This is a genomic window from Pseudomonas morbosilactucae, from assembly GCF_023241665.1.
Taxonomy (GTDB): domain Bacteria; phylum Pseudomonadota; class Gammaproteobacteria; order Pseudomonadales; family Pseudomonadaceae; genus Aquipseudomonas; species Aquipseudomonas morbosilactucae.
Genome location: NZ_JALQCX010000028.1, coordinates 187,797 through 202,836 on the forward strand (window position 1 = coordinate 187,797; position 15,040 = coordinate 202,836).

Sequence of the window (15,040 nt, forward strand, 5' to 3'; positions counted from 1 at the left end):
GCGGGTGGCGAGCCCGCAGCCGCTGGCGCGGGTCAGCGCAGGGTGGTGACGATGTCGGCCAAGGTGCTCAGCACATCCTTGCCCAGTTGCATGGAGCGTTTGCCGGACCAGCCCGTGCTCGGGTTGGGGTGGTCATCGTGATCCTTGAAAGGCATTTCCAGGGTCAGGGACAGGCAGTCGTAGCGTTGTCCGACGCTGTTGCAGGCCAGGGTCATGTTGGCGGCGCCCGGGTTGTCGCGGGGGTAGCCGTGCACGGTCTGGAAATCCCGGGTCTGGCGCTTCAAGTGGCTACGAAAGTGCTCCTCGAGTTGTTCGATCCGGGGCGTATAGCCGGGGTTGCCTTCGCTGCCGGCGGTGAACACGTGGGGGATTTCTTCATCGCCATGGACGTCGAGGAACAAGTCCACGCCGTACTTTTCCATCTGTTGCTGGACGAACAGCACTTCCGGGCTGAGTTCGGCGCTGGCGTTCTGCCAGGCGCGATTGAGGTCCTGGCCCATGGCGTTGGTGCGCAAATGCCCGTGGAAGGCACCGTCCGGATTCATATTGGGCACCAGGTACAGGTCGGCACTGGCCAGGAGCTTTTCCATCTCCGGGTCGTCCTGGCGTTGCAGGCGTTCGATCACGCCTTCCATGAACCACTCGGCCATGTGCTCGCCGGGATGTTGCTGGGCGATGATCCAGATGGCACGCCGACCTTCGCCACCGCTGCCTTTGCGCAGTAGCTGGATGTCCCGGCCTTCGACGCTTTTGCCGCAGGCCAGCAACTCGGTACCGGCCTTGTTCAGCGCCTGCTCGATCAACCAGTCATGACGCCCGCGGCTGTAGGGTTCGAAGTAGGCGAACCAGGCGTGAGTCTGGCTGGCTTCCAGATTGAAGCGCAGGGCATCGCCTTCGAAGATCGTCGGCACGCGAAACCAGTTCACGTGGTCGTAAGAGGCCACGGCTTGATATCCGGTCCAGGCTTTGTTGTAGGAGGATTGGCTGGCGTTGCTCAGGCGGAACCAGTGTTCCTGGCCCACATGCAGGCCACTGGCCTTGAAGTGGAACCACTGGAAGTGCGGGCTGCGGGTGTCGGGCCTGATGGCCAGCAAGGCTTGTAGCGGGTTGCTGATGTCCAGTACGTCGATATTGCCGCTGTCGAAGTCGGCAGTGATGTGCAGGCTATTTTGGGTCACGGTCATCATTCCTGGATTAGGGTGATTGTGACCGTCAACTCTACACACAAGGCAGGGTAATAGAAGGGGGGCGTCGTCCTTGACGCGAAAGCAGCTTAGAGGCTATGCGATTGATTCTCAAGTGCTGCTTTGGAATTCTTGGGCTTTGGCGACGGGCGTTCTCTTGCAATACGACACTCTTTTGCTATCATCGCCGCCACCAAATTCAGCTGCACCCAGACTTCATTAGCCTGAAGCCAAGCCAGAAAACTGGCAAAAAAAAAAGACCCGGCAAAAAGCCGGGTCAAAAACCGTGATTAGCCTGATGAGGAGATAATCCAAGAGTCCGACCTAAGGTCCCTTGGGTTATCAACTGATCTCGCGACCAGTTGCTTGCAATAATAATCATTATCATTTGCAAGTCAAATGTTTTTCCCCGCCTTTCGGAAATTTATTTTCCATTCCCCATTTTCACTGTCTCGATTTCAGTCGGCTGACTTCGTTCTGCCGTGTCCGGCCTTTCAGCTCGATTCAAAACGCTGACTCTCCAGGGACTTGTCCACCAGGGCTTTGGCCAGGTCGACCATGTGCATCACCGAGAGCGCCAGATCGCGAGACGTCCCCCGCAGGTTATCGGCGGCGCTATAGGCCGTGGCGGCCGCGCAGCGCAGCAGATCGGAAGCCTGGATCATCGCTTCCTCGTGGCTGACGCTGTGCCTGATCTCGAAGAGCCTGTTGTCCTTGCCCTGTTCGGTCATCGCCGGTTTCAAGTAATAGTCCATCGCCCGACGTGCTGCCTGGCTGCCTTTGAGGGCGCTGAGCTGGCCGTCGTTTTCCAGTTCAGGCACGTCTTTGCTGCTGGTATTCATCTCGTCTTCTCCCTTGTTGAGATCAGGATGGAGGGCCGATCGATGTTAATACTTATTGTAATTGTGACGAGATTTCAAATACTACAAGTTGTGTGTTGAGGGTGGAAATACACAACGTATTGTTCCGTCCATGGATAAATGGATCGAGTTGGTCAAGACCAACATGAAAGACCGCAAGGTCACGCAGGAACAACTCGCAGAGCGTCTGGGCATGTCCCAAGGCGGCATCGGTCATTGGCTGAGCAAACGTCGGCAGCCGAAAATCGAAGACATGAACCGGGTTCTGGATGCGATCGGCATGGGCTTTCTCGAGGTTGCCCTGGTGATCCGCGAGAAGTCGCTGGTGGGCGATGACGGTGAGCCCGCGGCGCAAGACCTGGCGCCCGTGCACAAATACAATCCCTACTTCCGCTACCCGGTCAGCGACTGGCGCGCCGCCAGTGAAGTGCGCGAGGCCGAGCAGGCAGCCTACGTTCACGAGCGCTATGAGCTCTCGGATTATCAGGCCCAGGGCGCAGCGTTCTGGCTGGTGGTTGTGGGTGACGCGATGATCGCGCCCAGTGGCGTCAGCATTGGCCAGGACATGTTGATCCTGGTGGACCCGGCCGTGGCGGCCGAGCCCGGAAAATTGGTGGTGGTGCAGTGCCCCGGCAGCGCCGAGGCGATCTTCCGCAAATGGGTGCAAGAAGGCGAGCAGCATTACCTGGTGCCGCTGAACCCCACGTACCCCAAGATGCTCTACAGCGATGAGTGTCGAATCATTGGTGTGGTTGTACAGGCGACCGCGAAGTTCTAAGCGCTGAAAAGGACCGTCCCCCTCACTGATGGGGACGGTCCTGCTGTTTCAGGCGCCGTTATTCCAGCTCGACCAGAGCACTTCCCTCACTGACCATTTCGCCTTCCTGGCAATACAACGCCTTGACCACACCCGCCTGTGGCGCACGAATGCTGTGCTCCATTTTCATGGCTTCAAGCACCACCAACTGGGTGCCGGCTTCGACCTGTTGGCCGGCGGCCACGAGGATGCGCACGATGCTGCCATTCATTGGCGCGGTGAGGCCGCCTTGCTGGCTGTGGCTGGCCTCCACGGCTGCGATGGGGTCGTAAGCGCTGATGCTGCGCATCTCCCCCTGCCAGTGCAGATAGAGGGTGTCGCCCCGGCGGATGGCCCGCTGTTGGCGCCGCACGTCCGGGCGCGCTTCTCCTTGTTCTGCCTCATGCTGCTGGAGCTGCGCGTCTGCGCTGCTGAGGCTGACGGCCTGGTCCTGGCCATCACAGCTCAGGTGCAACACGGTTTGCGGGGCCAAGCCGATACGCAAGCCTTGGGGGCTGGCCCAGGGCGAGTGCCGGTCGTCGTCGCGTGCCGATGACGGCAGGCTGTGCACGAAGGCCTGGGCGGCGGCTTGCCAGAAGTCCGGGTCAAGTTCGCTGGGCGGTGGCAGCAATTGCTCTTGGTAGCGCGGGATAAATCCGGTGTCCAATTCGGCGGCGGCGAAGGCCGGGTGGCCGACGATGCGCCGCAGGAATGCCAGGTTGGTCTTCAGCCCGCCAATGGCAAACTCATCGAGCATGGCCAGCAGGCGCAGGCGTGCCTGCTCGCGGTTCTCGCCCCAGGCAATCAGTTTGCCGAGCATCGGGTCGTAGAAGGGCGAGACGCTGTCACCTTCCTCGACGCCGCTGTCGACCCGACGGCCCGGGCCGGGTGCTGACTCTTGATACAGGTCCAGGCGCCCGGTGGCTGGGAGGAAGTCATTGCTGGGGTCTTCCGCGTAGAGCCGTACTTCAATCGCATGCCCGCGCAGTGGCACCTGGTCCTGAGTGATCGGCAACGGCTCGCCTTGGGCCACGCGAATCTGCCAGGCCACCAGGTCCAGGCCAGTGATGGCTTCGGTGACCGGGTGTTCCACCTGCAAGCGGGTGTTCATTTCCATAAAGAAGAATTCGCCACGGGAATCCAGGAGGAACTCCACGGTGCCCGCGCCGACATAGCCGATGGCCTGCGCCGCCCGCACCGCGGCTTCGCCCATGGCCCGGCGTTGTTCGGCGCTGAGGCCGGGGGCCGGTGCTTCTTCGACGACTTTCTGATGGCGCCGCTGGATCGAGCAATCCCGTTCATTGAGGTACAGGCAGTGGCCGTGCTGATCGGCGAACACCTGGATTTCCACGTGCCGGGGCTTGAGCACGTATTTCTCCACCAGCATCCGCGCATCGCCAAACGACGATTGTGCTTCCCGCTGTGCCGAGGCCAGGGCTTCGGCCAGTTGGCTGACGTCCTCGACCACTTTCATGCCCTTGCCGCCACCGCCTGCAGTGGCTTTGAGCAGCACCGGGTAGCCGATGCGTTCTGCGGCCAGGCGGAAGGTTTCCAGGTCCTGGGCTTCGCCGTGGTAGCCCGGTACCAGCGGCACTCCGGCGGTCTCCATCAAGGCCTTGGCCGCCGATTTGCTGCCCATAGCGTCGATGGCGGAGGCGGGTGGGCCAAGGAAAATCAACCCGGCGGCTTCAATCGCTCGGGCAAAACCGGCGTTTTCCGACAGAAAGCCGTAGCCCGGGTGAATCGCCTGGGCGCCGCTGGCCTGGGCGGCGGCGATGAGTTTGTCGATCTGCAAATAGCTGTCGGCGGCTTTGCTGCCACCCAGGTCGACGCGGATATCGGCTTCGCGGCTGTGGCGAGCATCACGGTCAGTGGCGCTGTGTACCGCGACTGTGGTCAGGCCCATGGCCTTGGCGGTGCGCATTACCCGGCAGGCGATTTCGCCGCGGTTGGCCACCAGTAGAGTGTCGAGGACGGGGGCGCTCATCAATGCGACTCCTGAGTGTTCCGAGTGGGCTGCCAGCTGGGCGGACGTTTTTGCAGGAAGGCGCGCAGCCCTTCCTGGCCTTCCGCGCTGACCCGAATACGTGCAATGGCGTTTTCGCAATAGCGGCGCAGGGCAGGGGTCAGTTCGCCGTTGCCCACTTCCCGCAGCAGGTCCTTGCTGGCGCGCATGGCCTGGGGGCTGTTGAGCAGCAGGTTGGCGATCCACTGCTCGACCTGAACCTCCAGCTCGGCGGCTGGGTAGCTTTCGGCCAACAGTCCGATCTCCCGGGCGCGTTGGCCGGCAAAACGCTCGGCGGTCAGGGCATAGCGCCGGGCCGCGCGCTCGCCGATGGCTTGCACAACGAAGGGGCTAATCACCGCCGGGGCCAGGCCGATGCGCACTTCCGACAGGCAGAATTGCGCGTCATCGGCACCAATCGCCATGTCACAGCAACTGATCAGACCCAGAGCACCGCCAAAGGCCGCGCCCTGTACGACCGCCAAAGTAGGAATCTTCAGCTTGGCCAGGTTGTACATGAGTTCCGCCAGTTCCCGGGCGTCGTCCAGGTTGGTGGCGTAGTCCAGTTCGGCCGATTGTTGCATCCAGGCCAGGTCGGCCCCGGCACTGAAGTGTTTGCCGCGGCCGCGCAGCAGCAGGAAACGCAGGCTCGGGTCGGCCTGCACCTGGTCCAGGGCGATGATCAATTCACGGATCATCTCGGCATTGAAGGCATTGTTCTTCTGCTCGCGGCTCAGCCACAGGGTGGCGAAGCCGCGAGGGTCAGTCAGCAATTCCAGGGTATTGAAGTCGCTCATCTTGTTCTGGCTCCGGGTCACATGCGGAACACGCCGAAGCGGCTCTGTTCGATGGGGGCGTTGAGGGCGGCGGACAGGGCCAGGGCCAATACGTCGCGGGTTTGCGCCGGGTCGATGACACCGTCGTCCCAGAGTCGCGCACTGGAGTAATAAGGGTGGCCCTGGTGTTCGTACTGATCGAGGATCGGCTGCTTGATCTCGGCCTCTTGCGCGGCACTGAAACCCTGGCCGCTGCGTTCGGCCTGCTCGCGCTTGACCTGTACCAGCACCCCGGCGGCCTGTTCGGCACCCATCACGCCAATCCGCGCGTTGGGCCACATCCACAAAAAGCGTGGGTCGTACGCCCGGCCACACATGCCGTAGTTACCGGCACCGAAGCTGCCGCCGATGATCACGGTGAATTTCGGTACCTTGGCGCAAGCCACCGCGGTCACCAGTTTGGCCCCGTGTTTGGCGATGCCACCGGCTTCGTATTTTTGTCCGACCATAAAGCCGGTGATGTTCTGCAAAAACAGCAGGGGAATCCCGCGTTGGCAGGCCAGCTCGATAAAGTGCGCGCCTTTTTGCGCGGCTTCGGCGAACAGGATGCCGTTGTTGGCCAGGATGGCGATCGGATAACCGTGCAAGTGGGCGAAGCCGCACACCAGGGTGGTGCCGAACAGCGCCTTGAACTCATCGAACACCGAGCCGTCCACCAGGCGCGCAATGACTTCACGGACATCGAACGGCTGTTTGGCGTCTGCCGGGATCACCCCATACAGCTCGTCGCCGGCATACCGCGGGGCGATCGGCGTGCGCTGCTGCAATTGCCCCTGCTTGTGCCAGTTGAGGTTGGCCACGCTGCGCCGGGCCAGGGCCAGGGCATGTTCATCGCTGTCTGCGTAATGGTCGGCGACCCCGGAAATCTTGCAGTGCACGTCGCACCGCCCAGGTCCTCGGCGCTGACCACCTCGCCGGTGGCGGCTTTTACCAGGGGCGGGCCGGCGAGGAAGATAGTGGCCTGTTCGCGAACCATGATCGCTTCATCGGCCATGGCCGGCACATAGGCACCGCCGGCGGTGCAGGAGCCCATGACCACGGCGATCTGCGGGATGCCTTGGGCGCTCATGTTGGCCTGGTTGAAGAAGATCCGCCCGAAGTGCTCGCGGTCGGGGAACACTTCATCCTGGCGCGGCAGGTTGGCGCCGCCGGAGTCCACCAGGTAGATGCAGGGCAGGCGGTTTTGCTGGGCGATGGTCTGGGCCCGCAGGTGTTTTTTCACCGTCAGCGGGTAATAGGAACCGCCTTTCACCGTGGCATCGTTGGCCACGATCATGCATTCGACGCCTTCCACCCGGCCGATGCCGGCAATCACTCCGGCGGCAGGCACGTCTTCGCCATAGACCTCATAGGCCGCCAGTTGGCTGAGTTCGAGGAAGGGGGAACCCGGGTCGAGCAGGCGGTTGATACGTTCACGCGGCAGCAGTTTGCCCCGCGAGGTGTGCCGTTCCTGGGCCTTGGCGCCACCGCCTTGCTGGACTTGGGCGAGTAGGCTGCGCAGGGCGTCGACCTGGGTCAGCATGCTGGCAGCGTTCTGCGCGAACTCGGGTGATTTCGGATTGAGCTGAGACTTCAGAATCATAGGAGGGCCTACGGCAGCTTCAAGCGACAGGCTTCAAGCTGCAAGAGTAAGTCGATGTTAAGGCAGCCATGGCTTGCCGCTTCAGGCGTGTCGCTCGCAGCCGCTCTTACTTCGTCTCATTGAACAGTTCGCGACCGATGAGCATGCGGCGGATCTCGCTGGTGCCGGCACCGATTTCGTAGAGTTTGGCGTCGCGCAGCAGGCGCCCGGCGGGGAATTCATTGATGTAGCCGTTACCGCCAAGAATCTGGATCGCGTCCAGGGCCATCTGGGTCGCGCGCTCGGCGCTGTAGAGAATCACCCCGGCAGCGTCCTTGCGGGTGGTCTCGCCACGCTCGCAGGCCTGGGCCACCGCATACAGGTAGGCGCGGCTGGCGTTGAGCTGGGTGTACATGTCGGCGACCTTGCCCTGGATCAGCTGGAATTCGCCGATGCTCTGGCCGAATTGTTTGCGGTCGTGGATATAAGGCACCACGACATCCATGCAGGCTTGCATGATCCCGGTGGGGCCGCCGGAGAGCACCACGCGCTCGTAATCCAGGCCACTCATCAGCACTTTCACGCCGCCGTTGAGCACCCCGAGGATGTTCTCTTCAGGCACTTCAACGTCATCGAAGAACAGTTCGCAGGTGTTGGAGCCGCGCATGCCCAGCTTGTCGAACTTGTTGCTGCGGCTGAAGCCCTTCCAGTCTCGTTCGACGATAAAGGCGGTGATGCCGTGGGCGCCCTTTTCCAGGTCGGTCTTGGCGTAGATCACGTAGGTGTTGGCATCGGGGCCGTTGGTGATCCAGGTCTTGCTGCCGTTGAGGACGTAGCGGTCGCCGCGCTTGTCGGCGCGCAGTTTCATCGACACCACGTCGGAGCCGGCGTTGGGTTCGCTCATGGCCAAGGCGCCGACGTGCTCGCCGCTGATCAGCTTGGGCAGGTATTTGCTTTTTTGTTCATGGTTGCCGTTGCGGTTGATCTGGTTCACGCAGAGGTTGGAGTGGGCGCCGTAGGAGAGGGCGACCGAGGCCGAGGCGCGGCTGATTTCTTCCATGGCCACCACGTGGGCCAGGTAACCCAGGCCGGCACCGCCGTATTCTTCTGCCACGGTGATGCCCAACAGGCCCATGTCGCCGAACTTGCGCCACATGTCGGCGGGGAACAGGTTGTCGATGTCGATCTGCGCCGCCCGCGGTGCCAGTTCGGCTTTGACGAAGGCCTGGACCTGATCGCGAAGCATGTCGATGGTTTCGCCGAGGGCAAAGTTCAGGGTCGGATAGCTCATGGAGGGCACCTGCAAACTTGTTGTTATTAAGGGGGAAAGCACGGAGAACCGGGCTGGTTGGTTCTCACCTTTACGTTAACGTAAACCTGCGATGAATGGCTGTCAATGACCCTTTACGTAAACGTCAACTTGCGCCAGAGTAGCAGCGTTTTCGATTGGAGCCGGCCTCCCTCGCAACCCGCACCGCGCTCCTGCATACCCACTAATAAAGACAATAGGGGTCGTCATGGAACAACCAGGTTCTCAACCGGGCCGCAGCTACAGTCGCGGCGCCCAGGACAAAGCCTTGCTGGCCCTGACCATTGGTCAGGCCTTCGATCGCACCGTCGCTCAGTACCCCCTCGGCGAGGCCCTGGTGGTTCGCCATCAGCAGCTGCGTTACACCTGGCAGCAGTTGGCCGAGGCCGTCGAGTTGCATGCCAGGGCGCTGCTGGCCCTGGGGCTGCAGACCGGTGATCGCCTCGGCATCTGGGCGCCCAACTGCGCCCAGTGGTGCATCAGCCAGTTCGCCAGCGCCAAGATCGGGGTGATCCTGGTGAACATCAATCCGGCCTATCGCGGCGCCGAACTGGAGTACGTGCTCAAGCAGTCGGGCTGCCAGTGGCTGGTCTGTGCCGGTGCGTTCAAGACCTCTGATTACCATGCGATGTTGCAGGGCCTGGTGCCCGAACTGGCCGAACAATCCATCGGCCAATTGCACAGCGCCCGGCTGCCGGAGCTGCGCGGGGTCATCAGCCTGGATGCCCAGCCGCCTTCGGGTTTCCTGCCCTGGTCGCAACTGGCCGCGCTGGGTGCGAGCATCACGCCACACGCGTTGCAGGCCCGGCAGGACAGCCTGGATTTTGATCAGGCGGTGAACATCCAGTACACCTCGGGCACCACGGGCTTTCCCAAGGGCGCCACCCTCAGTCACTACAACATTCTCAACAACGGTTATATGGTGGGCGAGAGCCTGGGGCTGAGTGCCAGCGACCGTCTGGTGATTCCGGTGCCGCTGTACCACTGCTTCGGCATGGTCATGGGCAACCTCGGTTGCGTTACCCATGGCACCACCATGATTTACCCGGGCGACGCCTTTGACCCGTTGTCGGCCCTGACGGCCGTGGCCGAGGAAAAGGCCACGGGTCTGTATGGCGTGCCCACCATGTTTATCGCCATGCTCGATCAGCCTCGGCGCCACGAGTTCGACCTGTCGAGCCTGCGCACCGGGATCATGGCCGGCGCCACGTGCCCCATCGAGGTGATGCGCCGGGTGATCAGCGAGATGCACATGAGTGAGGTGCAGATTGCCTACGGCATGACCGAAACCAGCCCGGTGTCGTTGCAGACCGGCCCGGCGGACGAGTTGGAACTGCGGGTGACCACCGTGGGCCGTACCCAGCCGCAACTGGAGAGCAAGATCATCGATGAAACCGGCAATGTGGTGCCACGTGGCACCATCGGCGAACTCTGTACCCGGGGTTACAGCGTGATGCTGGGCTACTGGAACAACCCCCAAGGCACCGCCGAGGCCATCGACTCGGCCGGCTGGATGCACACCGGCGACCTGGCGACCATGAACGAGCAGGGTTACGTGTGCATTGCCGGGCGTAACAAAGACATGATCATTCGTGGGGGCGAGAATATTTATCCGCGGGAGCTGGAGGAGTTTTTCTTCACCCATCCGGCGGTGGCCGATGTGCAGGTGATTGGCATTCCGTGCTCGCGTTATGGCGAGGAGATCGTCGCATGGATCAAGTTCCACCCGGGCCACAGTGCCACCGAGCAAGAGCTGCAAGCCTGGTGCAAGGAGCGCATCGCGCACTTCAAGACGCCGCGTTACTTCAAGTTCGTGGAAGACTTCCCCATGACCGTGACCGGCAAGATCCAGAAGTTTCGTATGCGAGAAATCAGCATCGAAGAGCTGAAGCATCCCTGAATCACTTCCTCGGCCTACGTCGCGCAAGGCCAGAGGGCTGATCGCCGGCAAGCCGGTTCCTGCGGGAGGGCGCTGAACCCACCTGTGTAGGCGTTGGCTTGCCAGCGATGACAATCCCCCGCATCGACGCAAGGCCTAGGGGCAATTCACAGAAGGGGGAATAAACGAGGAATCGCAGAAAGCACAAAGGGGAGCCGAAGCTCCCCTTTAATTTTGTCGTTGCGTGCTCTTTTTTATTATTGAGGGGCGGTCTGTTGTTGTTTTTGGCAACCGTGGCCCTTTACCGCTGTTTTTGGCGACCCCCATCCGGGGTCAAGAGCAAACGTATTTTTTTGAGCGCTGATCTACTTTCTCGACTAAGCGATCCAACCAGTTCGGGAGCTACCTGAAGGTAGTTTTATTGTTCTCTGCCCGGTTGCGGGTGACTCTGAGAGCACCCTGAAAAGCACACCTTCTCCAAAAAAATCTGTTAGCTGCGTCTCTGCCGTGTTGTTTTTGTTATGTCAGAGTCGTTACGTCTTATTTTTATTAGCTTTGCTGCTTTTTATTCTTGTTATGCCATAGAGATAGCAGAAGCCGTGCCAACTTTTTAAAGTCCTTTAAAATCAATGGTTTGGTATTTTTGCTTGCCGACTGTTCCGCTACAAAATCGACAAACTGTTTCCGTGTTACTCGTTTTTGCTACGCGGCGACGGGGAGCGGTAACACCCGTCGCGCACAGGGCTTAGCCGGCGTTACGGGCCTTGGCCACACGGGAGCCGGTGGGGCGGCCCAATACGTTGCAGATTTGCTGGCCGGCCACGAGCAACTGATCCAGGTCGACCCCGGTCTCGATGCCCAAGCCGTTGAGCAGGTAGAGCACGTCTTCCGTGGCGACGTTACCGCTGGCGCCCTTGGCGTAAGGGCAACCGCCGAGGCCGGCAATCGAGCTGTCGAACACCGCGATGCCTTCCAGCAGGCTGGCGTACAGGTTGGCCATGGCCTGGCCGTAGGTGTCGTGGAAGTGCCCGGCGAGCTTGTCCCTTGGCACCTGTGCGCCCACCACCTCGAACATCTTGCGGGTGGCGCCGGCAGTGCCGGTGCCGATGGTGTCGCCCAGGGACACTTCATAGCAGCCCATGGCGTACAGCTCGCGGGCCACCAGGGCCACTTGTTCCGGCGCTACGTCGCCCTCGTAGGGGCAGCCCAGCACGCAAGAAACGTAACCGCGCACGCTGACGCCATGCTGTTTGGCGGCGTCCATGATGGGGGCGAAGCGCGCCAGGCTGTCACTGATGGAGCAGTTGATATTGCGCTGGGAGAAGGATTCAGAGGCCGCAGCGAACACCGCCACCTCCTTGACCCCGGCGGCCAGCGCGTCTTCAAAGCCGCGCAGGTTGGGGGCCAGGGCGCCGTAGACCACGCCCGGCTTGCGCTGGATGCGGGCAAACACCTCGGCCGAGCCGGCCATTTGCGGCACCCATTTGGGCGAGACGAAGCTGCCCACTTCTATATAGCCAAGGCCGGCAGCACTCAGGGCATCCACCAGTTGCACCTTGTCGTCGACGCTGATGGGTTGGGCTTCGTTCTGCAGGCCGTCGCGGGGGCCGACTTCGATCAGGCGTACGTGGGTTGGCAGTGACATGGCGGGTACCTGTGCGGATGCAAGGCGAGCAGGGGAGCTCGCAGTGCCGAAAAGGGGGTTATTGAGGGGCTTGCTGATTCTTGATGGTCTGTTCCAGGGCCTGGGTGCAGCGCTCTTCGGCGGTGTCCAGTTCCAGCTTCATCTGTTCGATGTCCAGCAACTGTTGCTCCAGTTGGTCACGGCGCTCGCTGATTTTCGCCAGCATGCTGTGCAGCTGTTTCAGGTTGCCGCTGCTGGGGTCGTAGAGCTCGATCAGTTCTCGGCATTCAGCCAGGGAAAACCCGATGCGCTTGCCCCGCAGGATCAGCTTCAGGCTGACCTTGTCCCGGGGCGAATAGATGCGTTCCTGGCCGCGGCGCTCGGGGGCCAGCAGACCTTGTTCTTCATAGAAGCGAATGGCCCGCGTGGTGATGTCGAGCTCGCGGGCGAGGTCGGAAATGCTGTAGGTCTGGCTGCTCATGGAGGCGCTCAAGGAAAGTCTTGGCGCTAAGCTAATTCCTGCTTGACGTATACGTCAAGCAATGTCCGTGGATAGCACTCGCCAGCCAGCTCCTACCCATTCCTGTAGGAGCCGGCTTGCCAGCGAATCGCACTCAAGCCGTTTGCTGGTCGAGCTTCTTTTCATGGGCCGTGACTTGCTGACACAGCTCGATCATCTGTTCGCGCATCCAGCGGTTGGCTGGGTCTTGGTCGGTGCTTTCGTGCCAGTAAAGGTGGGTTTCCACCGGCGGTACATCGTTCACCGGCAAGTTGAAGGCCTGCAGTTCATGGCGCCGAGCAAAACGTTCCGGCACGGTCATCACCATGTCGGTCTGTTGCAGCACCTGGGAGGCCATCAAGTAATGCTGGGAGCGCAGGGCAATCTTGCGCTGGATGCCCATTTTGCCCAGGGCCAGGTCGACATGGCCCAGGCCGCTGCGGCGGCTGGAAATATGGATATGGGTCAGGGACAGGTAATCGTCGAGGGTGAATTTCTCTTTGCCCGCCAGGGGGTGGCCCTTGCGCATGGCGCAGACGTAGCGGTCTTCCATCAGCTTGACGTGGCGCACCTGAGGGTCGGTATTGAGCGGGGCGTCGACCGCAAAGTCCAGGCGCCCGGCGGCCAGTTCCTTGGTGGTTTCCCGGCGTTTGGACAGGAAGCTCTCGATGATCACCGTCGGGGCCAGGCGGCGCAGGCGCTGGAACAGCGGTGGCAGGATCACCGCCTCTGTGAGGTCGGTCATGCTGATGCGGTAAGTCTTGACCGCCTGCAGCGGGTTGAAGATGCGGCTTTCCTGCACCGAGACCCGCAGCAGCGAGAGGGCGTTGCGCACCGGGCCGATGATGTTCTGGGCCATGGGCGTGGGCACCATGCCTTGGGCGGTGCGCACAAACAGCGGGTCATTGAAGGTCTCCCGCAAGCGGGCCAGGGCGTTGGAGACTGCCGGTTGGGTGATGCCGACAATCTGCCCGGCACGGGTCAGGTTCGCTTCGGTGTAGATCGCGTCGAAAACGATGAAGAGATTAAGGTCGACCTTGCTCAGATTCATGGCGCTGCACTCTTATTGTTAAGGCGTCTTGTCAGGGCGGGAGGGCCTTGTCGATCAGCCGATCATATATCGGTGATGAATGTTAATACACGCTGAGAATAGGTTAGGTAAATTTTCGTAGCCTGTTCTAGCATCGAATCCACAGAGACCCACATCCCCCCATCACCTTCGAAAAAAGGTAGAGCTGCCCATGGATTTCGCCTATTCCCCCAAGGTTCAGGAACTGCGTGAACGCGTGACTGCGTTCATGGACACGTACGTGTATCCGGCTGAAGCGGTGTTCGAGCGCCAGGTTGCCGAAGGCGACCGCTGGCAGCCCACCGCGATCATGGAGGAGCTCAAGCGCAAGGCTCAGGCCGAAGGCCTGTGGAACCTGTTTTTGCCGGAGTCGGAACTGGGCGCCGGCTTGACCAACCTTGAGTACGCACCCCTGGCGGAAATCATGGGCCGCTCGCTGCTGGGGCCGGAGCCGTTCAACTGCTCGGCGCCGGACACCGGCAACATGGAAGTGCTGGTGCGTTACGCCAATGAAGAGCAGAAGGAGCGCTGGCTGGCGCCATTGCTGCGCGGCGAGATCCGTTCGGCGTTCGCCATGACCGAGCCGGATGTAGCCTCGTCCGATGCCACCAACATGGCCGCGCGGGCGGTGCGTGATGGCGATGAATGGGTGATCAACGGCAAGAAATGGTGGACCTCGGGCGCCTGCGACCCACGTTGCCAGATCCTGATCTTCATGGGGCTGAGTAACCCGGACGCGCCGCGCCACCAGCAGCACTCGATGATTCTGGTGCCGGTGGACACCCCCGGGGTGAAGATCCTGCGGCCGCTGCCGGTGTTCGGTTACGACGACGCGCCCCACGGCCATGCCGAGGTGCTGTTTGAAAACGTCCGTGTGCCTTACGAGAACGTGCTGCTGGGCGAGGGCCGTGGCTTTGAAATTGCCCAGGGGCGCCTGGGCCCGGGGCGCATTCACCACTGCATGCGCTCGATCGGCATGGCCGAACGTGCACTGGAACTGATGTGCAAGCGTGCGGTGAACCGGACCGCCTTCGGTAAACCGTTGGCGCGCCTGGGGGGCAATATCGACAAGATCGCCGACTCGCGGATGGAGATCGACATGGCGCGCCTGTTGACCCTGAAGGCGGCCTACATGATGGACACCGTGGGCAACAAGGTGGCCAAGAGTGAAATCGCCCAGATCAAGGTGGTGGCGCCCAATGTGGCTTTGCGGGTGATCGACCGTGCGATCCAGATCCATGGCGGGGCCGGGGTGTCCAACGATTTTCCGCTGGCCTACATGTACGCCATGCAGCGCACATTGCGCCTAGCCGATGGCCCGGATGAAGTGCACCGGGCGGCGATCGGCAAGTTCGAAATCGGCAAGTACGTGCCCAAGGAGATGCTGCGCAGCGGGCATTGATCGCCGCTTGTGAGCG

Annotated in this window: 11 protein-coding genes and 1 pseudogene; 3 read left to right on the top strand and 9 right to left on the bottom strand. The window is 61.5% G+C overall.

Annotated elements, in window-relative coordinates; genetic code table 11:
- Nucleotides 1-32 precede the first annotated feature (32 nt).
- Together M1B35_RS16145 and M1B35_RS16150 are read right to left on the bottom strand one after the other, a co-directional pair.
- Nucleotides 33-1,184, bottom strand: a complete 1,152-nt coding sequence (locus M1B35_RS16145; RefSeq protein ID WP_268262497.1) for a M14 family metallopeptidase — start codon at nucleotides 1,182-1,184, stop codon at nucleotides 33-35.
- Between the two features lie 494 nt (nucleotides 1,185-1,678).
- The gene (locus tag M1B35_RS16150; RefSeq protein WP_123335441.1) at nucleotides 1,679-2,026 is read right to left on the bottom strand and encodes a DUF6124 family protein; all 348 of its coding nucleotides are present in this window, start codon (nucleotides 2,024-2,026) and stop codon (nucleotides 1,679-1,681) included.
- A gap of 130 nt (nucleotides 2,027-2,156) precedes the next feature.
- Between M1B35_RS16150 and M1B35_RS16155 the strand changes: the two genes are divergently transcribed.
- Nucleotides 2,157-2,822 (top strand): LexA family protein, encoded by a 666-nt coding sequence (locus M1B35_RS16155; RefSeq protein ID WP_268262498.1) that lies wholly within the window; start codon nucleotides 2,157-2,159, stop codon nucleotides 2,820-2,822.
- A gap of 58 nt (nucleotides 2,823-2,880) precedes the next feature.
- On the opposite strand, the gene M1B35_RS16160 is transcribed toward M1B35_RS16155, so the two are convergent.
- From M1B35_RS16160 to M1B35_RS16175, 4 genes and pseudogenes are all read right to left on the bottom strand, one after another.
- Nucleotides 2,881-4,827, bottom strand: coding sequence for an acetyl-CoA carboxylase biotin carboxylase subunit (locus tag M1B35_RS16160; protein ID WP_268262499.1), 1,947 nt, complete (start codon nucleotides 4,825-4,827; stop codon nucleotides 2,881-2,883).
- Nucleotides 4,827-5,642: a gamma-carboxygeranoyl-CoA hydratase gene (locus tag M1B35_RS16165; protein ID WP_268262500.1), complete on the bottom strand. Its 816-nt coding sequence runs from the start codon at nucleotides 5,640-5,642 to the stop codon at nucleotides 4,827-4,829. The genes M1B35_RS16160 and M1B35_RS16165 overlap by 1 nt, the downstream gene beginning before the upstream one ends.
- A gap of 17 nt (nucleotides 5,643-5,659) precedes the next feature.
- A pseudogene (locus M1B35_RS16170) lies at nucleotides 5,660-7,200 on the bottom strand (carboxyl transferase domain-containing protein).
- Between the two features lie 169 nt (nucleotides 7,201-7,369).
- Nucleotides 7,370-8,533 carry an isovaleryl-CoA dehydrogenase gene (locus tag M1B35_RS16175; protein WP_123335451.1) on the bottom strand — a complete coding sequence of 388 codons (1,164 nt, stop codon included), beginning with the start codon at nucleotides 8,531-8,533 and terminating at the stop codon, nucleotides 7,370-7,372.
- 226 nt (nucleotides 8,534-8,759) lie between these two features.
- Between M1B35_RS16175 and M1B35_RS16180 the strand changes: the two genes are divergently transcribed.
- Nucleotides 8,760-10,451, top strand: coding sequence for an AMP-binding protein (locus M1B35_RS16180; protein WP_268262501.1), 1,692 nt, complete (start codon nucleotides 8,760-8,762; stop codon nucleotides 10,449-10,451).
- Between the two features lie 724 nt (nucleotides 10,452-11,175).
- Here the strand turns inward: M1B35_RS16180 and M1B35_RS16185 are convergent.
- From M1B35_RS16185 to M1B35_RS16195, 3 genes are all read right to left on the bottom strand, one after another.
- Entirely contained in the window at nucleotides 11,176-12,075 is a 900-nt protein-coding gene (locus M1B35_RS16185; RefSeq protein ID WP_268262502.1) for a hydroxymethylglutaryl-CoA lyase, read from the bottom strand.
- 58 nt (nucleotides 12,076-12,133) lie between these two features.
- On the bottom strand, nucleotides 12,134-12,535 hold the full coding sequence (locus M1B35_RS16190; protein ID WP_268262503.1) for a MerR family transcriptional regulator: 402 nt from the start codon (nucleotides 12,533-12,535) through the stop codon (nucleotides 12,134-12,136).
- Nucleotides 12,536-12,668: 133 nt separating this feature from the next.
- A complete protein-coding gene (locus tag M1B35_RS16195; protein WP_268262504.1) occupies nucleotides 12,669-13,604 on the bottom strand; it encodes a LysR family transcriptional regulator in 936 nt (311 codons plus the stop codon).
- A 190-nt stretch (nucleotides 13,605-13,794) separates the two neighbouring features.
- Here M1B35_RS16195 and M1B35_RS16200 point away from each other — a divergent pair, with 190 nt between their 5' ends.
- Nucleotides 13,795-15,024 carry an acyl-CoA dehydrogenase gene (locus tag M1B35_RS16200; RefSeq protein ID WP_123335462.1) on the top strand — a complete coding sequence of 410 codons (1,230 nt, stop codon included), beginning with the start codon at nucleotides 13,795-13,797 and terminating at the stop codon, nucleotides 15,022-15,024.
- Nucleotides 15,025-15,040 lie beyond the last annotated feature (16 nt).